The organism is Stenotrophomonas sp. CFBP 13724 (genome assembly GCF_014841975.1).
In the GTDB taxonomy this organism is placed as follows: Bacteria; Pseudomonadota; Gammaproteobacteria; order Xanthomonadales; family Xanthomonadaceae; genus Stenotrophomonas; species Stenotrophomonas lacuserhaii.
Genome location: NZ_JACYUW010000001.1, coordinates 1,648,902 through 1,667,519, shown reverse-complemented (window position 1 = coordinate 1,667,519; position 18,618 = coordinate 1,648,902). Strand labels below are relative to the sequence as shown.

Here is an 18,618-nt window from a genome sequence, read left to right as displayed (position 1 = left end):
CGCCATGAAGCTTTCCCCGCGGGACGTGTGGCGCCTGGTCAGCCCCTATTGGGTGTCCGAGGATCGGTGGCGCGCCTATGCGCTGCTTGGCACGATCGTGGGCCTGGACGTGTTCCTGACCTACATCGGGGTGCGCCAGACTTACTGGCAGAAGAACTTTTTCGACGCCCTGGTCGAACGCGATCTCAACGGATTCTGGCGCCAGATGCTGGAGTTGGGCTTCATCATCGCCGGCATCGTCGTGGCTGGCACGGCAAGGGTATGGTTCGAGCAGGCACTGCAGATGCGCTGGCGCGGTTGGGTGACCAACACGTACCTGGCACGCTGGCTGGGCGGCCGCGCCTACTGGCACATGCAGCACAGCGGCTGCGTGGACAACCCGGACCAACGCATCGCCGAAGACCTCCGCATCATGGCCAGCGATACGCTTCGGCTGTCCGTGGGAGCGCTGAACTACGTCGTCGACTTCTTTACTTTCGCCACCATGCTGTGGGGGTTGGCCGGTGCGTTGTCGTTTGCCGTGGCCGGTGCGCAGGTGCAGATACCCGGCTACATGATGTGGGCTGCCGTGCTGTATGCACTGATCGGCTCAATGATGATCGAATGGATAGGGCGTGGTTTGGTGCCCGTGGATTATCAGCAGCAGCGCCGCGAGGCGGACTTTCGTTACCTGCTTGTCCGGGTGCGTGAGAACGCCGCGGCGGTCGCGCTGTGGCGCGGTGAACGGACGGAGTCCAACGGGCTTGCAGGCTCCTTCGACGGCATTCGGCGCAACTGGGGCGAGGTGATGCGCTACACCAAACGCATCACGGCGATGAATGCTCTGTACGTCCAGTCGTCGATGCTGTTGCCGTATCTGATAACCGGGCCGCGCTACTTCGCAGGAGACATCTCCATAGGGACGCTGATGCAGCTCAACAGCCTGTTCAATCGCGTCCGGGGAGCCCTGTCGTGGTTCGTCTACCGCTACAAGGACCTGGCCCTCCTCCGTTCGGTATTCCATCGGCTGCATCAGTTCGAACGGGCCGTTGGCGAGACGGTGCACCATGGTCTTCAGCGAACCTTCGCTGGCAGCGACCTGATACTGGACGTGGTGCAGGTAAGCCTGCCCGATGGTCGCGCGCTGGGCTCTGTAGACCACCTGCACTTGAGCCCCGGTGACCGGCTGCTGATCCATGGCGCATCGGGTACGGGGAAGTCGTTGTTGTTTTCCTCTCTGGCGGGGCTCTGGCCGGTTGCCACGGGTGCGGTGCGGATGCCGCAGGGCAGGGTGGTCTTCGTTGGGCAAGTCTCCTACTTGCCCGTCGGAACCTTGCATGCGTGCGTCGCATATCCTGGCAGTATCGAGGAAGCCGGTCCAACAGAAGTTGCGGCGGCGCTTGTTGCCGTCGGGCTGGGGGATCTTCTTGGTGAACTCGAGAATGCTGCGGAATGGTCGACGCGCCTATCCCCGGGCGAACGCCAGCGCCTTGCATTCGCAAGACTGCTTGTTCAAAAGCCGGACCTGGTGTTCCTCGATGAGGTGACCTCTGCGCTCGACACGGAAGCCGAAGCGACGCTGTACGCTTTGCTTGCCGAACGCTTGCCGCGTTGTATCGTCATCAGCATCGCACACCGGCCCAGCCTGCACGCGTGGCATGGCCGGAACGTCCGCTGGCCCGGTAAGACCGTCCCGTGCCCGTAGATAATGCCAACAGACAACCACCGGCGCAGTGCTCCTGCTTGCCTACGCAGCAGCGTTCGTACTCTGCATGCCGGGCCTCGGCAACGTCCGATAACACCTCAGCCGCAGCGCCAAATCCGCAACTTTCCTCATGTACACGCCCGCCACACCAGCACACGATGTCCGTGCAGACCCGTGGGGCCAGCCGGGATTGGCATCCCGAACGTCGTTAGCAAAGCATCTCCGTTGTCGCCTTCGGGTACGGCGGAGCATGCGCCCTCGTGCCATCCTTTTGGCGGACGGTGCGGGGGATCGCATGATCCGCCGGTTAACTGCTTTGTACGACGCCGGTATGCCAACCCGCACCGTCCGCCACCCCGCGCCACGGCGCCGGTGGCCATGCCATGCGAGGTCACCCCTTGTCCGCAGAATTCAGAGCCAGCGTGCGCCTGTACGCGCTCATCGGCGAATCCGTCCACACGCTGCCCCCGCGCTTCGTCCAGAAGCTGGAAGGGATCCTGCAGGCCCACGAAGGTTCGCGGCACGCCTACCGCCCCGTGGTGGCCGTCACGCCGCCGCGCCCGCGCTCGCCCAGCGACGGTTTCAACCCGGATCCACGGGCCGCCGCCGATGCCTGGCGCTGCGATCTCAGATTGGTGGACCGCCAGCTGCGCGCCCTTGCCGAAGTGCTGGAGATCGTCCATATCGCGCACCGCGACATACACACCTCGGTGGAGGAGGGGATATCCCGCGAGAGCCTGATCGATGCCTTGCTGGGCGACGGCCGCGACAGGGTCAGGACCGCGCGTGACGCCCTGCGCGGCGTGCTTTAGGCCACGCGCCAAGTACCGCTACAATCGCGCCCAGCCCCCAGCAAGCAGGCACGCCCGATCTACACCCCCCATGAGCAGGATGCACATGCGCAGATCCGTCTACACCTTCACCGAAACCCCGCACGTCATCGTCGGCCTCGGCACCGCCCTCGTGGCAGTTATTTTCGCGGTCACCTTCGCCAAGGGCGCCATGCTCTGGTTTGGCGCTGCGATCGCGGTGGGCTCCGCGCTTGCAGCGCTCCGCTCCCTGGGTGCAACGATCATCGTCACCGGCGATTCGCTGACCCGTCGCTCGCCGTTCGGCGAGGTCCGCATCATGTGGCGCGATCTGGATGGCGTGGAAGTCGGCCCCGGTTGCAGGACGCTGCTGTTCCGTGCCGGCGTCAAGCAGGTATGGATGCGCCGGCCCACCGAATCGGTGGCGGCGTGGTTCAAGGCATTCCATGACCAGGAGGTGGAGGAGGATGCGCTGGACCAGTTGTTGTACATGGCCCACGTGAAACGTGTTTCCGCAGAGAAGCGCTGGCTGACGCCGCTTCGTGTTTCGCGTGGCCACGAGTGAGCGGAGGTCTTCATGAGGCGTGTCTCCACGGCGCTGGCATTTTTGATTTGCTGCATTGTTGCAGGCTGCAATCTTGCCGGGCTTCCGCCTTTGGGTTGGAGCACCAGAGAGGAAGGAACGCAGCACTGTCGCTTCGACTATCAGGCCGACCCTTTGGTTGGACAGAATGCCTCGGTTCTCATCGAAGCCAAGCGCGGTTCAACGTGCCGAGTGATGTACGCGCTGAAGAGTCAAGACTACGGCTCCAAGACACTCAAGCTGTCGGCGCGGCACCTGACCGCAGAGGGAGCCTCCTCGGTTCAGTTGCGCGCTTTCGACGGGAAGAAAACGGTCGGGCGTGCAACGCGACGATTCGAGAGTGGGGCGCCCAGCTCTGAAGCGCTGATCCAGATAGATCTGCCGAGGTCTTATGATCTAGTCGTGGTTTCCTTTGTAGCCGAGAATGAAACCCGGCTCGAGGTGAAGGGGCTGAGGGTGGAATCCGCTGAATCCAATAGCGCCGGGCAAGCGCAGGCTCAGGCGATCTATGCCGAGGCGGTAGGCCTCATCAAGACCCATGCTCTGGCGTACGAGGCGCTTGGCCCAGAGCGCATTGAGGCGGGCCGGCCAGCCTCGGATGCCACGCTTTGGCAAGCGCGCTCGGCCATCAAAGCCCTTCTCCGGGATTTGGGGGACGGCCATAGCTTCCTGAGCTCGCCAGATGGCGTGCAGGAGGCGGAGAGGATATCCAAAGCGGAAGCGGAGCACGCAACCTGGCGCATGCTTCGACCAGGGATCGCGGTTGTCCACGTGCCGATGTTTCGTGGGAACGGACGATGCGCTCGAACGCGTATTTGCGAACAGCATCCGGGAAGCTCTCGAGAAAGGACTGGAGGCGGGGGCCAGGGCGTGGATTGTTGACCTCAGCGGGAACAGGGGCGGAAACATGTGGCCGATGCTGGACGGCCTATCGCCCCTGCTGGGTACGGAGGGGGTGGGTAGGTTCCGCTATAGAGATGGCTCTTCCAGTGCCTGGACTTTCAAAAGCCTCGAAGGGATTGTCGACGTGCGGGACCTCAGAAGTGTGCCGGTCGCGGTGGTGACTTCTGGGCGAACTGCCAGCTCCGGGGAAGCCGTTGCGGTGGCTTTCCGTGGCCGGCCTCTTACACGCTCTTTCGGCGGTGCCACGTCTGGCTACTCTACGTCCAACACAACATACAAGCTTGCAGATGGATCCAGACTCTATCTCACCACGGCTGTATTTGAGGACCGGAACGGCAATCGCTATGGCGGCAAACTTGCCCCGGATCAGGTCGTTCAGGGCATAGGTCCTGAAGCATCAATCGTTGCAGCTGGCGTGTGGTTGGAAGCGTGTTTGCGTGATGAATGTCATGAGTAGAGCGGTCGAATGGTTCTCGGCCGGTCAGGCGTCAAGGGAGCTGACTGAGACGGGGTTAAAGCTGGCTTACGCGCTTCATGCTTCGTGGTCACGAGTGAGCGGAGGCAGGCCGTCAGCGGAATATCGAGAGTGGTCTACGCTGGGATCTTCTTGGGTTTGGGGCCGCGAGCGACGTCTATGAGCTGATCCGGGATCTGGCCATGTTTGGGCGCAGGGATATCGAAAGGCCCAACACGCGCTCGAGTCTTTCGACCGCAGCCTGTAGCTCCTCCGCTTGCCGCTCATTGCCTTCGATGTAGATGATCAAGCGATCTTCACCTGGACGACCGAGCAAGCCGGTCATGCCCGGTATGGCGCTGTAAAGAAGATCCTTGTGCTTATCAATGCGTGCGTGGAACTCTTCCGCGGTGTGCTTGTGGCCCTCTTCGAAGACCACCCGCGTGCCACCACTGGGGGTAATGAGAAGCCTATTGGCGACAGGCGCTGAGCCTTTCAGTTCAACAAGGATGTGTTGATCCGGCGCTGGTTGGATGGATATCTCCGTCAATCTGCCCGCGAACTCCCGGCGCAGGTCCTGCATTGATTGCAGGATTTCCGTCTGAACTGCGAGCCTGTTGATGGCTTCGTCGATGGATATCCCAGGATGCTCTGCGACGTAGTTCTTCACCAGCGTCTGCATCTCCTGGCCCAACTCAGAGTCTGCCTCAGGCACTTGTGCCCAAGCCGTCGTGGACAGGCTCAGGAGGAGCGACCAAGCGAGACTTTTCCATTCCATATAGGTGTACGCGTCCAGGTGGGTGAAATGGGGGGGGGGGCTCTTCACCGCCCTGAAGTAGGTAGGCTAGCAGTTAAGCTCATCATCAGAATGGTCAACCCGGACGACCCAGGAGCATTCAACCCATGCAAGCATGCTGCTCGGCGCGCCTTCTGCTGATTTTCTGCACTGCACTGTCAGTGGGCTGTTCGCAGGATCGGCCGTATCCCGGGTCCGCTGGAGACCGGGCGGATGGACGGCTGCACGATGATCCTGCATGCGCAGGGTCCTCTATCGAGCGGGATCTGGTGACCGCTGTGATTCCACTTCGCCTCGCGGCCCAGGAACGATATGCAGGCCGGCGGATTGTCTGCGAACCGCTGAAGGTAGTGGTGCTGTTGAAGGGGGAGGCGCCCCTTCAGGGCCGAGTGATCCAGACAGCGCGAGGCCCTGCCGAAGTCACCTATGACGCTGGATACCGTTATTCCGTCCGCGATATGCAGGAGTTGGCGGATGGCGAGTTCATGGCCAAATGGTTCCCTGATGCCAGAGGGATTTACACCGACACAACCTATGGCCGTGTGGTTGTCCTCGTGAACGCGCCTTCGACCATGAAGGCCTATCAGGATCGGGCCGCTGAGGCCGAAGCAGAACTGGACTTGCCGATCATCGTCATGGCCATTGGCGAGGCCAGACAAGCGACGCCTGCCGTGGTCGGGCTGGAGGATCTGGAATGACGAAATCCAATCTACTTACCGCCGCCGCACTGGGTGTCCTGGCAATCGCATCGTTCCATGTTCGCGCAACATCCCGATGCCCTGACCACGCGCCTTTTATGCCCACCCCTGTCTAATGATTCCATGCCGTCCAATCTGCCTGCCCCGCATTCGCTGACGCTCTGGACCATCGGCCATTCCACCTGGCCTTGGGACACGTTCCTGCAGCTACTATCCGCGCACGGAATATCGGGCATCGCGGACGTGCGCCGCTTCCCGGGTTCACGTCGCCACCCTTGGTTTGCTTCGGAGCAGATGGCAGACACGCTGCCAAACCTCGGCGTGACCTATCAATGGATTCCCGAATTGGGCGGGCGTCGCAGGGTGCAGCCGGCATCGCCCAACGGCGCGTGGGATAACGCGGCGTTTCAGGGCTATGCCGACCATATGACGTCTGCCGAATTTGCCAGCGGGCTGGAGAAAGTCCTCGCGCTGGCGGGTACGCACCGGGCGGCGCTGATGTGCGCGGAGGCGCCCTGGTGGCGTTGCCATCGGCGCCTGATCTCGGACCTGCTGACGCACCGCGGCAATCAGGTGCTGCACATCGTGTCCGGCGCGGAACCGAAGCCGCATCCGCTCAATCCGATGGCGCGGGCGGTGGGGCAGGACCTGATTTATCCGCCCGCGCAGGCCTCGCTGTTCTGAGTTCGCCCGCGTCCCGGGGTCATGACCGACCTTACCGCCGTCGCCTCCGTTCGGATCCGGGAGCCTTGCCCTCCGATGTAGGAAATACCCGCGCGGACAGGAAATCGACCAGCGCCCGGATCTTGGGCGAGGGATGCTTGCTTGCCGGCCACAGCACGTGGAAAACCCCGCTGCGCTGTACGTAGTCAGCGAGGACCGGCAGCAGCCGGCCATCATCCAGCGGCTCGCGGATGGCGAAGTCGGGAAGGTAGGCGATGCCCAGGCCCTGGAGCGCGAAACAGACGCGCGTCTCGATGTTGTTGCAGATCATCGAGGTTGGCAGTTGCAGCTCGGGTTCGCCGGGCTTCTGGCGCAGCGCCCAAGCCTCCAGCTTGCCGCTGTTCGGAAAGCGGAAGTGCAGGCAGGCGTGTTGCTGCAGATCGACCGGCAGCGCGGGCGTCCCGCGCCGCGCCAGGTACGCCGGCGAGGCGACCAGTCGCATCTGGAAGGCGCCCAAGCGACGGGCGGACAGCCGTGAATCGGCAGGTTCGCCCGTGCGGACCACGGCGTCGAAACCTTCTTCGATCACATCAACCATGCGGTCGGTGAAATCCAGGTCCAGTTCGATCTCCGGATACGCCCGCATGAACTCGCCGAGCACCGCCAGCACCAGCGAGCTGACCAGCGGCAGGCTGACCCGCAGGCGTCCCCGCGGTGCGGCGGTGGCCTGCGATAGTTCCATTTCAGCCGCTTCGATCTCTGCCAGGATGCGGCGGCTGCGCTCCAGGAACAGGGCGCCCTCGGACGTCAACGTGACGCTGCGCGTGCTGCGGTGGAACAGGCGCACGCCCAGCTTTTCTTCCAGCCGCGCCACGCTCTTGCCGACGGCGGAGGCCGATACGCCGAGCAGCCGCCCGGCGGAGACGAAACTCCGGGTTTCGGCTACCTGCACGAACACGACGAAGCCACCCAGGCTGTCCATGGTCCAGTCCCTTCATTGCGGACAGGATGTTCCGCACATCGAGGAACTGTAGCCCACTTTTTCTTTAATCGCCGGGTTCCTATCGTTGTGGCCTGCCAATAACAGCGAGTTGAACCGCATGACGCGTCTCCCAGTTTTCCCGCACATCGGCGGGGTTCACCGATGAGTGCGCCTATGGCACGGGTGGTGGCCGCCGCGGAGGGTCGGCTGCCGCTGGCGTCGCTGCTTGCGCTGGCAATGGCGGCTTTCATCACCATCCTGACCGAGGCGCTGCCGGCCGGTCTGCTGCCGCAGATGGCGCAGAGCCTGGCAGTGTCCGAGGCATGGGTTGGGCAGACCGTCACGATCTATGCCATCGGGTCACTGATGGCGGCAATCCCGTTGACCGCCGCCACGCAGGGCCTGCGTCGCCGTCCATTGCTGTTGGCGGCCCTTGCCGGCTTTGTGCTGGCCAACACGGTGACCACGCTCTCCACCAGTTACGCCCTGACCATGACGGCGCGCTTCCTGGCCGGCGTGTCGGCTGGCGTGTTGTGGGCGCTGCTGGCCGGTTATGCGGCGCGCATGGTGCCCGACCACCAGAAGGGCCGTGCCATTGCCGTTGCGATGGTCGGCACACCGCTGGCGCTGTCGCTGGGCGTTCCTGTCGGCACGTTCGTTGGCAACCTGGTGGGTTGGCGGGTGTGCTTTGGCATCATGAGCGGGCTGGCACTGGTGCTGATGCTGTGGGCGCGTCTCAAGCTGCCGGATTTCGCGGGACAGGCGGCGGGCAGGGCGCTGTCGCTGCGGCAGGTGTTCACCCTGCCCGGAGTGCGCCCGGTGCTGGTCGCGGTGCTCGCCTTCGTGTTGGCTCACAACGTGCTCTACACCTATATCGCGCCGTTCCTGTCGGCGGCGGGCATGGCGCAGCGCACCGATGCGGTGCTGCTGGTGTTCGGTGTTGCATCGTTGTTGGGCATCTGGATTGTCGGCGTATTGATTGATCGTCGTCTGCGCGCAATGACACTGGGCAGCATCGGAGTGTTCGCGATGGCCGCCTTGGCACTCGGTGTGGCCCGTGATGAACCCGGCGTGGTGTATGTGGCCGTGGCCGCGTGGGGCGTGGCGTTCGGGGGCTCGGCGACGCTGTTCCAGACCGCGCTGGCCAACGTGGCAGGCAGTGCCGCCGATGTCGCGCAGTCGATGTTGGTCACGGCCTGGAACCTGGCGATTGCCGGGGGAGCCATCGTCGGCGGCGTGCTGCTTGAACGCGTGGGCGCAGGTGCTTTCGCCCCCGCCTTGGTCGCGCTTCTGGTGGTTGCGCTGGGGGTGGTGTGGGCGGCCAGGCGGCATGGTTTCCCTGCGCCGAAGCGGTAGGAGGCTCGACCGGCGCGCGCACCCCCTGGCGTTGACTCACGGACAGCGCCTGCGTCGCCGCTACTTCATGGCTTCCAGTGGCACCAGCGACGCCCATACCAGCAGCAGCACCAGCCACAGCCAGCGCCAACGGCCCATCCCGTGCCATGCCGCGCGCCAAGGCCCCGGCAGCTTTTCGTGACTCATGCCTGCCTCCTCTTTGCCGCCGATCGCAGCGAATCCACGGTGCGCAGTCCATACAGATATACGCCGGTAAAGCACAGTCCGGTCAGCAGGGTGCCGGCCAGCAACCAGAGCAGCCGGATCGGCCAGCCACCGAAGCTGCCGAAGTGAAGGGGGTCGGCCATTTCGGCGATGCGCTGATGGACGCTCAGCGCACGGCCGTCATGCCGGCCCATCACTTGCCCGGTACGCAGGTCGACGGCGATGTTGTTCGCCCGCTCGCGTACCAGCCAGGCGTCAGCTTCGCCCATGAAGAGGATGCTGTCGCCATCGCGTGCGGGGACGGCCGCGAGGATATCCAGGGTGGGCCATTGCTGGCGGACGGTCTGCACTGCCGTGTCGACGGCAGCCGGGTCTACGGGGGCAACCCGTTCGCCGCCCTCGGCCAGTTGAAGAGTGGGCGCGGCCGGTGCATCGCCGCCGAGCGATTCCACCAGATACCACGTCCCGGTCAGGCCGATCAGCAGCAGGAACCAGAGCGACCACACACCGGCCAGACGATGCACATCGCCCCACAGGCGGCGCGGTCGCGACGCGTCGGGCCATTTCAGGAATCCACGCCACCACTTCTTGTAAATGTAGAGACTGCTGAGCAGCGAGAGCAGCAAGGGAATGGACAACGCCGCCACCAGTGGTACGCCCCAGGCCACCGGCAGCATCAGGTGGCGGTGCGTGTTGCGCAGCAGCCGCTGCGTATTGAACCAGCCGGTGTCGCCGTTCACCTGCGCGGTATACGGGTTGATCCAGACGAAGCGCCGCTTGCCGTCGGGCAGGCGCATCTGTGCACGTGCGGCGAACAGACGGGTGTGGCCGGCGGTGATGCCTTCCAGTTCCCAGTCGGGATGTGCCGTCTGTGCGGCATGGATGACCTCGCCCCAGCCGGCCTGCTCACCCCCGTCGGCCACGCGCATGGGGGCGTGCAGCAGCCAGTCGATCTCCTGGGAGAACACCGCCAGCGTGCCGGTCAGGCAGACAAAGCCCATGAACAGGCAGAGCTTCAGGCCCAGCCAACTATGCAGGTCGAACCACAGTCGCCGGCCACTGCCGGCGCGTGCCGGGCGGGTGGGGGGCGCTGGCGAAGGCTGGCGCATGGGCGGGCTCAGAACGCGTAAGCGGCTTGCACGTACACCCGGCGCGGCTCGCCCGGGAAGTGGCCGGTGCGCCCGGTGAAACCGCTGGCGGCATAGACCTTGTCGAACAGGTTCTTGACGTTGGCTTGGAACTGCCACTGCTGCCACTGCGTCTTCCAGCTCATGTCGAACACGGTGTACGGCTTGACCCGTTGGCCATCCAGGCTGACGCGCTCATCCACGTAATCGGCGCCGAAGCCGATCGCCGAGTTGATCGCCGGCAGCTCGTAGCGGGTCCACAGGCCGAGTTTGTTCTGCGGGGAATTGGCGAAGCGGTCGCCGGAGGCATTGGTGATGCCGTCGCTGCCGGCATCCTTCACCCGGGCATCGTTGTAGGCGTAGGTCAGGTTGAGCACCCAGCGTTCGGTCACATCGGCCAGCAGGTCCAGCTCCATGCCGGTGCTGCGCACAAGACCCAAGGCAGCAAGCTGGTTCACGCCATCGACGATCTCGCCGGTGGCCTGCACGATATTGCTGCGGTCGATCCGGTAAGCGGCCAGGTTCAAGGTCACGCGCTCGGCCAGCAGGGATTTCAGGCCCACTTCCCACTGCCTGCTGCGCTCGGCATCGAACGGGCCACCCGCTTCGGCGCTCTGGTTGGCGGCGTTCTGGGGCATGAACCCGCTGGCGATGTTGGCGTAGACATTGATGCCTTCGCGCACGGTGTAGGTACTGCCCAGCCGCCAGCTGATGTCGTTGCCATCCACGGTGGTGCCGGCGATGCGGTCGTCGTCCTTGAAACCATCCCAGCGCAGCCCGGCCAGCACGTGCCAGCGCGGGGTCAGCGCCAGTTCGTCCTGCAGGTAACCGCCATAGCGCTTGCTGCGCGTGCTGGTGCTGCGCCAGGGCAGGGCGGCCAGGTTGTAGTCGCGCCACGAGCTGGCGCCATACACCGGGTTGAACAGGTCGATGCCGGGCACCGGGCCGGCACCCCGCGCCAGGTCGGCGCTGTTGGCCGTCTGTGCGGTGAAGTCGGCATCCTGCTGGTAGACATCGGCGCCGAACAGCAGCTTGTGCCCGATGCTGCCGGTATTGAAGCGCCACACGGCGTTGCCGTTGGCGGTAAACGCGTCGTTGTCGCGGATCTGGTTGCGCAGCTGGCGGGTCATCCATTCGGGCACGCCGTCGCGGTTGCGGTCGATCAGGCCCATCGGCTCGTGGTAGACCTGATGCTCGTTGTTCTCGAACCAGCGTGCGCCAAAATCGACGTCCAGGTTGCTGCCGGGCGAGAAGCGGTACTGCACCAGCGCCACCTTGGCACGCATATCCAGGAAGTCGCTGGCTTCGTTATGGTTCCATCGCCGGTCGGTCAGGAAGCTGCCGTTGTCGTCCACCGGCACGCCGCGCAGGCGGTTGCCGCCCAGGTTCTGGGTGATGTCGGTGAACTGCAGGGTCAACTCGCCGGTGTCGCCCACGTCGAAGGCCAGCGACGCATCGCCGATCACGCTCTCGCTGTCCGCGTTCCAGCGCACGCCCTGTTCGGTGTCGCCATACAGCCCGGCGCGGTAGCGCACGCTGCCTGCGGCGTTCACGGGCCCGGTGGCCTCGATCGATGCGGCCCTGAAATCGTTGTTGCCGGCCTGCAGTTCGATGCGGCGCTCGGCCGTGGCTTTGGGCTTGCGCGTGACGTAGTTGATGACACCCCCGGCATCGCCGCCGCCATACAGCGCGCCGGCCGGACCCTTCAGCACTTCCACGCGATCGATGTTGAACAGTTGCGGTACCGAAAACCCGGCATAGGGGTCGCCGCGCATGCCGTCGTACAGCACGTTTTCCTGGCGGAAGCCGCGCAGGGTGACGCCGGCGTAGCTGAAGAAACTGATGCCACTGATGCTGCGGTAGAGATCGGTGATCTGGCGCGCAGCCTGGTCTTCAATCAGCTCGCGCGGCACCACCTGGATGGACTGCGGCACCAACGCCAGCGGGGTATCGGTGCGCGTCCCCACCGTCGCATCGTCCACCCGGTAAAAGGTCTGCGCCCGGCCATGCACCTGCACGGCATCCAGCTGTTGCACACCGACGGAAGAGGGCGGCGCTGCGTGGGCCGAGGCACAGGCGAGGGTCAGGGCCAGGCCCAGCAGGGAGAGAGAAGGCGTCGGGCGGGTCATCGCAGGCCGAAAGGCGGGTGAGAATGAGAAAGATTAACATGTAGAGCGGATGGCTGCTGGTGGCCGAGACTTCGATCTGACCCATGAAGCCGGAATGCCAGCGTTCAAGCAGGCCGGCCAGCCCGGGCAGGCTGGCCGGCATTGCCATCAGCGGACGTGATCCAGGAACTGGCGGTGACGCTCGTACTGGTCCAGCACGTCGTGGATCACCTGGACTTTGGGCCATCCCATGACGTCATAGTCCTGACCGCCTTCGCGCAGGTAGACCTCCGCCCGGTAGTGACGGGTGCCCTCGCTGGCGGGACGGCGGGGATCCTGCAGGGCAAACGTAGGCGCTTCGTAAGGCTGGGGGCGCACGGAATAGAAGAAGTCCATTTCCTCGCCATGGCCTACACGCAGCCATGCCCGGCCATCATCGCCTGCGGTCACCTCGACCGGCAGGTCCTGTTTGCGCAGCTCCACGGCAACTTCCTGCAGTGCGGGCAGCACATGGTCCCTGATGAACCCGACCACCTCGATCTTGACGGGGTTGTGCGCCAGCAGCTTCAGCCTGGCCCGCCAGTCTTCGCTGGTGCCCGGAAGCATGCGCGCCTCACGCAGGATCGAACGCTTCGTTGCGTCCAGGTGCATGGCCTTGAGCAGGCCCCAGCACATCAGAATCATGACCACGGTGAAGGGAAGGGCGCTGGCGATGGTGGCGGCCTGGAGTGATTCAAGACCGCCGGCGATCAACAGGGCAACCGCGATGGCGCCGACCAGCAGTGCCCAGAAAATCCGCTGCCAGACCGGAGATTCTTCTTCACCCCTGGATGTCAGCATGTCGATCACCAGCGCGCCGGAGTCGGCCGAGGTGACGAAGAACAGCGCCACGAGCACCACGGCGAGCGAGGAGGTGATCATCGTCAATGGCAGGTGGCGCAGGAACTCGAACAGCGCCATCGAGCTGTCGTTGGATACAGCTGAGACGAGCGCTTGGACCCCATCGGACCGCACCATGAACAAAGCCGAGTTTCCGTAGATGGTCATCCACAGGAACGTGAAGCCAAGCGGCACCAGCAGCACGCCGACGACGAATTCGCGCACCGTCCGGCCGCGGGAAATGCGCGCGATGAACATGCCGACGAACGGCGACCAGGCGATCCACCAGCCCCAGTAGAACAGCGTCCAGCCCCCCAGCCAGCCACTCGGCTCATACGCGTACAGGTTGAACGTCATGGAGAAGAGCTGGGATGCATACATGCCCGTGTTCTGGACGAATGCCTGCATCAGATGCACGGTGGGGCCGCAGACCAGCACGAACGCCAGCAGTGCCACGGCCATGATCATGTTGATCTCGGACAGGCGGCGCACGCCGCTGTCCAGGCCCGCAACCACCGATCCGGTCGCCACCAGAGTGATCACGCCGATCAGCGACACCTGCACCAGGGTGCTGATTTCCAGGCCGAAAAGATAATTCAGACCCGAGTTGATCTGCATGACCCCGAGGCCGAGCGAGGTGGCAAGACCGAAGATGGTGCCAAGGGCCGCAAAGGTGTCTACTGCATGGCCGATGGGACCATGGATACGGTCACCGATCAGTGGGTAGAGTGCCGAGCGCACCCGCAGCGGGAGATTGTGCCGATACGCGAAGTAAGCGAGTGCCAACGCAACGACCGCGTAGATGGCCCAGGCGTGCACCCCCCAATGGAAGAAGGTGATGCGCATGGCCTGGCGGGCTGCCTCGGCAGACTCGGCCGTGCCGGTCGGCGGGGTGGCGTAATGCATGATCGGCTCGGCCACGCCGAAGAACATCAGGCCGATGCCCATGCCCGCAGCGAAAAGCATGGCGAACCACGATGCGTAGCTGTAGTCGGGGCGGCTGTGGTCGGGACCCAGCTTGATGCGTCCATAACCGCTGATGGCCACGCCGATGACGAAGACAAGGAAGCCGGCGACGGACAGGATCGTGAACCAGCCTGCGTCGTTGGCGGTCCAGTTCTTGGCCGCGGTAAACCAGGTGGTGGCCTGTTCCGGGACGAAAATCGACAGCGCCACGAGGAGCAGGACGATGGCCGCGGTAGGGATGAACACCTGCGGCAGGATGCGCTGGCGAACAGGAGTGGATGGCGGAGCGGGGCTCTGCATGGAATCCTCCGGTTGATGCGATTGGAGCGAGAGAGCGGAGTGCTCTTAGAAATGGAACCCGATGTTGAGGTTCAGCCGGCTGTGCCAGCGGGAGGGGCCGCCGTCGTCGATGCCGATGCCATCGCCGCCTGCGAACCACATGTTCTTGCCGGCGATCCAGTCCACGTAGGTCAGCATGATTCCCTTCTGCAGGCTGCATCCGGTGACGTTCTGCCAGGACTCCCTGACGCTCGCGCGGCGACCGACCGGCCGCGTCATGCTCAGGTTGTTGTAGCAGGTGATGTCATCGAGCCAGCGCCGGGCGCCGAAGGAATAGGCGACGTTGGCACTGGGCACGTCGGCTTCGGAGGCGATCTCGAAGGGCGCGAGGAAGGCTGACATCGCAATGCGGTCGCCCGGGACGCTGTAACGGTAGCGGGCCCACTGGAGCTGGGTGGTCCAACCCTCCCGCTTCCACTGGGCGTGCAATGCCGCGCCGTGGTGTCCGTGGTGGCGGCCGGTGGCGGTGTCCTGGACGCGGCCGCTGAATGCCGATGCGCCGAGCAGCAGTTCGCCCTCGTTCAACACGCCAGTATGTTCGTACCGGACGTGGACGCGGCCGCGCTCGCGGTAGGGCAGCTCGGGTGTCTGCGCCACATCGAACGAGTAGCGGTCATAGCGCGATCCGGTTCCGTATTCATCGCCTGAGAACCAGCCCGCCATCCAGTGGTGGTCGCCCTGTTGATGGCTGAATGTCACGCCCGGATCGTAATCGTCCTCGATCCCGAGGTAATAGCCCGAGCCAAACCAGAAGCTCTGCGAAACGGTGGGCAGCAGGCCAAAGGGAACCTGTTGGATACCCGCCTTGAGTTGCGTGGTCTCGCTGAAATTCCATCCCGCGTAGGCGTGGTGGACGGCATCGAACCCGTCATACCAGCGATATTGGGCAGAGAAGAAGAGCGGGCCGGCACCGGCTTCGATATCTGCGCGGAGCAGCTCCAGCTGCAGCCGGCTGGTGGGGCCGTAGTCGAGCCAGCCGTAGTTGAAGCGCACCGCACCGCCGATGTCGACAAACGGATCGACCTGCCCGCCGCGCGCTACCTGAGCGTGTACTGCATGCGTGGCCGTTGCCGCCGCACACAGAAAGATGAGTGAAAATACCTTCACGATAGTGGCCGTGGCCTCCGTTTTGCGAACGAAAGCGTCCAAGTCTAACGCGGCGGCGCAGGAGACCCAAACGTGCGAGGGGGCGCCGCGATTGCAGGCGACGCGTCGCGGGCAGCGCGGACGTCCTCCAGTGCACCCCATCATCGGCCATCGATGCGTAGCTCACCGCCGCCCATCAAATGCGCGTGATTTCCCCATTTCCCCGTGTTCACAGCAAAGCGCGCAGCCTCACGACGCTTGCTGCGCCCGCAGCCATTCAGATGGAGCATCACCAATGAGTACACCCAGTGGATTCCCGGACCGCCGGCCGCTCGGCACCGAATTCGAAACCGTCGTCACCTCCACCCCCGTCATCACCCCCACGCCGGAAAGCGCGGTGTCCTGGGGCGCGATCATTGCCGGCGCCGTGGCGGCCGCTGCGCTGTCGCTGGTGCTGCTGATTCTGGGCGTCGGCCTGGGCCTGTCTTCGGTGTCGCCGTGGTCGTTCGACGGTGTATCCAAGGAAACCTTCGGCTGGACCAGCGTCGCTTGGCTGACCTTCACTGCGCTGGCGGCTTCCGGCCTGGGGGGCTACCTCGCCGGCCGTCTGCGGACCAAGTGGACCAACCTGCACGGTGACGAGACCTACTTCCGCGATACCGCGCACGGTTTTGTGTCGTGGGCGGTTGCCACGCTGCTGACCGCTGGCCTGCTCACCTCCGCCATTGGCGGCGTGCTGGGTGCCGGCGCGAAGGTGGCCGGTGCCACTGCTGGCGCCGCTGCGACCACCGCCGCTGCGGCAGGTGCGGGCGCCGGTGCGGCTGCGATGGGCCCGCAGGAAGGCGACATGAACTATTGGGTCGACTCCCTGTTCCGTAACACCTCCACCAACCCGCCGCCGGCACCGCCGGCTCCGCCGATGGGCGCCGGCGCAGGCGCACCGCCCACTGGCCCGATGGCTGCACCCATGGGTCCGGCTGCCGGCCCGCGTGACGCCGCCATGCTGCCGCCGCCGCGCTCGATGCCGGGCAACGAGCGCGCCGGGGATCGCCGTGAAGTGCGTGCCGAGGTCAACCGCATCGTGATGTCCAGCCTGCAGAGCGACGGCCTGGATCCGGCGGACAAGCAGTACCTGGCCCAGCTGATCGCCCGCGAAACCGGAATGAGCCAAGCCGAGGCAGAGGCACGCGTGACTGACGTGCAGACCCGCATGCGGGCCGCGCTGGAAGATGCCAAGAACACCGCCAAAACCGCTGCGGATGATGCCCGCAAGGCCACCGCCTACGCCGCGCTTTGGCTGTTCATCACGCTGCTGATCGGCGCGTTCTTCGCCAGCCTGAGCGCCACCTGGGGCGGCCGCCGCCGCGACCTGTAACTTTCGTATCCACCAAGGAGAACCGACATGAAAACCCTGCTGCTCTGGTTCCTGGGCGTTCCGATTCCGCTCTTGATCCTGTACGCGATCTTCTTCTAAGCATCACGCCAGTAAGCAAAAACGCCAGGCCGCAGTGATGCGGCCTGGCGTTTTTCTGGATCAGTCCTGCAGGTCCCACTTGCCTGCGTCGGCGTGCTTCTCTTTGTAGATGGCACCGGAGAAATCGACGTGCAGTTCGGTCCAGTCGCCGCCATCGCGATGGGCCAGCACTTCGAAGTGCTTGGGCTTGCGCTCAGGCGCGCCGTTGACCGTCCAGCCCGCTTTCTTCACCGCAGCCAGCACCGCGCGTGGATCGGCGGGGACGTCTGGATGGTGGTGCTTGGGGCCGTGGTGCGGCTTCTTGTGTTCCACCTCGACAAACCGGCCGCCCTTCTTGGCGATACGGCTGACCTTGATCTCCGACGGGCGCTGCTCGCCTTCCAGGCGGATGGCAAGGCCTTCGGCTAGCGGGAAGGCTTCAGCGCCTTTCGGGCCGAGATCGGCCAGGTAGGCGGCATCGTCGGCGATGAAGGTGAAACGGTGGGCAAAGACGTGTTCGATGACGCCGGTAAGGGCGATCTTTTCGTGGTGCGGCATGCATTTCTCCTGAGAGCGCCCAACCGCGGGCGCATCCCCGTAATGGAGCTGGCGTGCAGGTGTTGCAATGCATGCGGTGCGGCATGAGCCGAAGACAGATAACAGCCAGTCAGCCACAGCCGCGGGTGACGGCGCAGCGCGGTAGCGCCGACTTCGGTCGGCTGATGATGGTGAAAGCAGCCGACTGAAGTCGGCTCGGCCGAGGCTGGAGGGATGCTTCAGCTGGTCCAGGGATTGATGATGTCCAGCCCGGCCGCCTTGAACGGCCCGGCATCGCGCGTGGCGACGGTGAAGCCATTAGCTACCGCAATCGCGGCAATGTAACCGTCCGGCGTTGGAAAACCCTTGCCGCCGCTTCGTGCACTCACTGCGAGAACGGCGTAGCAGCGCGCCGCCTCCAGATCGAATGGCAGTACCCGGTCGTCGAACAGCTTGATCAGGCCGTCGACCGTGCTGAGCAGCGTCTGCTTCCTGCGTCCGGCCGGCAACGCGCCGACACCGTACAGCAGCTCCGCGATCGTCACGCTGGACAGATAGAGCGTCTCTGCAGCCTGCCTGTCCATCCAGTCGAGTACAGCGGGGGAGGGCGCAGGGCTCATCGCTTCAGAGACCACATTGGTGTCGAGGACGATCACCCAAACCCCATCGGCTTGGCCGGGGTTTTATCGCGGGTGGCCGCCATCGCATCCACATCGGCGTCGGTGAGGCCATGGTCGGCGCTCAGCGCTGCCAAAGCCGACCCCAACCGCAAACGGCTGGCGGGCCGCACGGCAGATTCCAGGATGTCGCGGATTTCGGCCTCGGTGCTGCGGCCATGCTGTGCCGCACGCACCTTGAGCGCCCGGTGGGCTTCGTCTGACAGATTTCGAATGGTCACGGCAGGCATGTAAGGGCACCTGTTGGCATTGATGGTGATGATATCACTATGCTGAGATTGATATCAGTCAGTCAAGATGCCCATCTTCGGTAG

Annotated in this window: 18 protein-coding genes; 8 read left to right on the top strand and 10 right to left on the bottom strand. The window is 64.4% G+C overall.

All coding sequences use genetic code 11. The features are described 5' to 3' along the window. Positions 1-4 precede the first annotated feature (4 nt). The 4 genes from IFT63_RS07300 (at position 5) to IFT63_RS07285 (ending at position 3,958) form a co-directional block, all read left to right on the top strand. Complete coding sequence (locus tag IFT63_RS07300; protein ID WP_192083674.1) at positions 5-1,684, top strand: ABC transporter ATP-binding protein/permease; 1,680 nt, start codon at positions 5-7, stop codon at positions 1,682-1,684. 398 nt (positions 1,685-2,082) lie between these two features. After that, complete coding sequence (locus IFT63_RS07295) at positions 2,083-2,496, top strand: hypothetical protein (protein ID WP_192083673.1); 414 nt, start codon at positions 2,083-2,085, stop codon at positions 2,494-2,496. Positions 2,497-2,581: 85 nt separating this feature from the next. Next, positions 2,582-3,058: a hypothetical protein gene (locus IFT63_RS07290; protein ID WP_192083672.1), complete on the top strand. Its 477-nt coding sequence runs from the start codon at positions 2,582-2,584 to the stop codon at positions 3,056-3,058. Positions 3,059-3,070: 12 nt separating this feature from the next. Continuing rightward, positions 3,071-3,958, top strand: a complete 888-nt coding sequence (locus IFT63_RS07285) for a hypothetical protein (protein ID WP_192084211.1) — start codon at positions 3,071-3,073, stop codon at positions 3,956-3,958. A gap of 653 nt (positions 3,959-4,611) precedes the next feature. Here IFT63_RS07285 and IFT63_RS07275 read toward each other — a convergent pair. Next, the gene (locus tag IFT63_RS07275) at positions 4,612-5,103 is read right to left on the bottom strand and encodes a hypothetical protein (protein ID WP_192083670.1); all 492 of its coding nucleotides are present in this window, start codon (positions 5,101-5,103) and stop codon (positions 4,612-4,614) included. A gap of 395 nt (positions 5,104-5,498) precedes the next feature. On the opposite strand from IFT63_RS07275, the gene IFT63_RS07270 reads away from it, so the two are divergent. Together IFT63_RS07270 and IFT63_RS07265 are read left to right on the top strand one after the other, a co-directional pair. Then, positions 5,499-5,927, top strand: a complete 429-nt coding sequence (locus IFT63_RS07270) for a hypothetical protein (protein WP_152620542.1) — start codon at positions 5,499-5,501, stop codon at positions 5,925-5,927. Positions 5,928-6,050: 123 nt separating this feature from the next. Continuing rightward, on the top strand, positions 6,051-6,611 hold the full coding sequence (locus tag IFT63_RS07265; RefSeq protein WP_042612566.1) for a DUF488 domain-containing protein: 561 nt from the start codon (positions 6,051-6,053) through the stop codon (positions 6,609-6,611). Between the two features lie 31 nt (positions 6,612-6,642). On the opposite strand, the gene IFT63_RS07260 is transcribed toward IFT63_RS07265, so the two are convergent. Beyond that, positions 6,643-7,572: a LysR family transcriptional regulator gene (locus tag IFT63_RS07260; RefSeq protein WP_042612567.1), complete on the bottom strand. Its 930-nt coding sequence runs from the start codon at positions 7,570-7,572 to the stop codon at positions 6,643-6,645. Positions 7,573-7,734: 162 nt separating this feature from the next. Here IFT63_RS07260 and IFT63_RS07255 point away from each other — a divergent pair, with 162 nt between their 5' ends. After that, a complete protein-coding gene (locus IFT63_RS07255; protein WP_197974234.1) occupies positions 7,735-8,928 on the top strand; it encodes an MFS transporter in 1,194 nt (397 codons plus the stop codon). 60 nt (positions 8,929-8,988) lie between these two features. Here IFT63_RS07255 and IFT63_RS17670 read toward each other — a convergent pair whose 3' ends face one another. From IFT63_RS17670 to IFT63_RS07235, 5 genes are all read right to left on the bottom strand, one after another. Then, positions 8,989-9,114 (bottom strand): hypothetical protein, encoded by a 126-nt coding sequence (locus IFT63_RS17670; RefSeq protein WP_269801220.1) that lies wholly within the window; start codon positions 9,112-9,114, stop codon positions 8,989-8,991. Beyond that, the gene (locus IFT63_RS07250) at positions 9,111-10,241 is read right to left on the bottom strand and encodes a PepSY-associated TM helix domain-containing protein (protein WP_192083669.1); all 1,131 of its coding nucleotides are present in this window, start codon (positions 10,239-10,241) and stop codon (positions 9,111-9,113) included. The genes IFT63_RS17670 and IFT63_RS07250 overlap by 4 nt, the downstream gene beginning before the upstream one ends. 8 nt (positions 10,242-10,249) lie before the next feature. After that, entirely contained in the window at positions 10,250-12,388 is a 2,139-nt protein-coding gene (locus IFT63_RS07245; protein WP_192083668.1) for a TonB-dependent siderophore receptor, read from the bottom strand. A gap of 147 nt (positions 12,389-12,535) precedes the next feature. Further along, positions 12,536-14,512: a choline BCCT transporter BetT gene (betT, locus tag IFT63_RS07240; protein ID WP_192083667.1), complete on the bottom strand. Its 1,977-nt coding sequence runs from the start codon at positions 14,510-14,512 to the stop codon at positions 12,536-12,538. 45 nt (positions 14,513-14,557) lie between these two features. Continuing rightward, a complete protein-coding gene (locus IFT63_RS07235) occupies positions 14,558-15,700 on the bottom strand; it encodes a hypothetical protein (RefSeq protein ID WP_249404355.1) in 1,143 nt (380 codons plus the stop codon). A 232-nt stretch (positions 15,701-15,932) separates the two neighbouring features. On the opposite strand from IFT63_RS07235, the gene IFT63_RS07230 reads away from it, so the two are divergent. Further along, a complete protein-coding gene (locus IFT63_RS07230; RefSeq protein WP_192083666.1) occupies positions 15,933-17,012 on the top strand; it encodes a hypothetical protein in 1,080 nt (359 codons plus the stop codon). A gap of 159 nt (positions 17,013-17,171) precedes the next feature. Here IFT63_RS07230 and IFT63_RS07225 read toward each other — a convergent pair whose 3' ends face one another. The 3 genes from IFT63_RS07225 to IFT63_RS07215 all read right to left on the bottom strand — a co-directional run bounded on the left by IFT63_RS07225 (position 17,172) and on the right by IFT63_RS07215 (position 18,534). Further along, a complete protein-coding gene (locus IFT63_RS07225) occupies positions 17,172-17,648 on the bottom strand; it encodes a hypothetical protein (protein ID WP_192083665.1) in 477 nt (158 codons plus the stop codon). Positions 17,649-17,866: 218 nt separating this feature from the next. Next, entirely contained in the window at positions 17,867-18,283 is a 417-nt protein-coding gene (locus IFT63_RS07220; RefSeq protein WP_192083664.1) for a PIN domain-containing protein, read from the bottom strand. Next, positions 18,280-18,534, bottom strand: coding sequence for a plasmid stabilization protein (locus IFT63_RS07215; protein WP_042612573.1), 255 nt, complete (start codon positions 18,532-18,534; stop codon positions 18,280-18,282). The genes IFT63_RS07220 and IFT63_RS07215 overlap by 4 nt, the downstream gene beginning before the upstream one ends. Between the last annotated feature and the right edge of the window lie 84 nt (positions 18,535-18,618).

What these genes read in the sequence shown, in the direction of transcription:
- IFT63_RS07300 (WP_192083674.1), top strand. Translation starts at nt 5, where the DNA reads ATGAAGCTTTCCCCGCGGGACGTGTGGCGCCTGGTCAGCCCCTATTGG.
- IFT63_RS07290 (WP_192083672.1), top strand. Translation starts at nt 2,582, where the DNA reads ATGCGCAGATCCGTCTACACCTTCACCGAAACCCCGCACGTCATCGTC.
- IFT63_RS07285 (WP_192084211.1), top strand. Translation starts at nt 3,071, where the DNA reads ATGAGGCGTGTCTCCACGGCGCTGGCATTTTTGATTTGCTGCATTGTT.
- IFT63_RS07265 (WP_042612566.1), top strand. Translation starts at nt 6,051, where the DNA reads ATGCCGTCCAATCTGCCTGCCCCGCATTCGCTGACGCTCTGGACCATC.
- IFT63_RS07260 (WP_042612567.1), bottom strand. Translation starts at nt 7,572, where the DNA reads ATGGACAGCCTGGGTGGCTTCGTCGTGTTCGTGCAGGTAGCCGAAACC.
- IFT63_RS07255 (WP_197974234.1), top strand. Translation starts at nt 7,735, where the DNA reads ATGAGTGCGCCTATGGCACGGGTGGTGGCCGCCGCGGAGGGTCGGCTG.
- IFT63_RS17670 (WP_269801220.1), bottom strand. Translation starts at nt 9,114, where the DNA reads ATGAGTCACGAAAAGCTGCCGGGGCCTTGGCGCGCGGCATGGCACGGG.
- IFT63_RS07250 (WP_192083669.1), bottom strand. Translation starts at nt 10,241, where the DNA reads ATGCGCCAGCCTTCGCCAGCGCCCCCCACCCGCCCGGCACGCGCCGGC.
- IFT63_RS07245 (WP_192083668.1), bottom strand. Translation starts at nt 12,388, where the DNA reads ATGACCCGCCCGACGCCTTCTCTCTCCCTGCTGGGCCTGGCCCTGACC.
- betT (WP_192083667.1), bottom strand. Translation starts at nt 14,512, where the DNA reads ATGCAGAGCCCCGCTCCGCCATCCACTCCTGTTCGCCAGCGCATCCTG.
- IFT63_RS07230 (WP_192083666.1), top strand. Translation starts at nt 15,933, where the DNA reads ATGAGTACACCCAGTGGATTCCCGGACCGCCGGCCGCTCGGCACCGAA.
- IFT63_RS07225 (WP_192083665.1), bottom strand. Translation starts at nt 17,648, where the DNA reads ATGCCGCACCACGAAAAGATCGCCCTTACCGGCGTCATCGAACACGTC.
- IFT63_RS07215 (WP_042612573.1), bottom strand. Translation starts at nt 18,534, where the DNA reads ATGCCTGCCGTGACCATTCGAAATCTGTCAGACGAAGCCCACCGGGCG.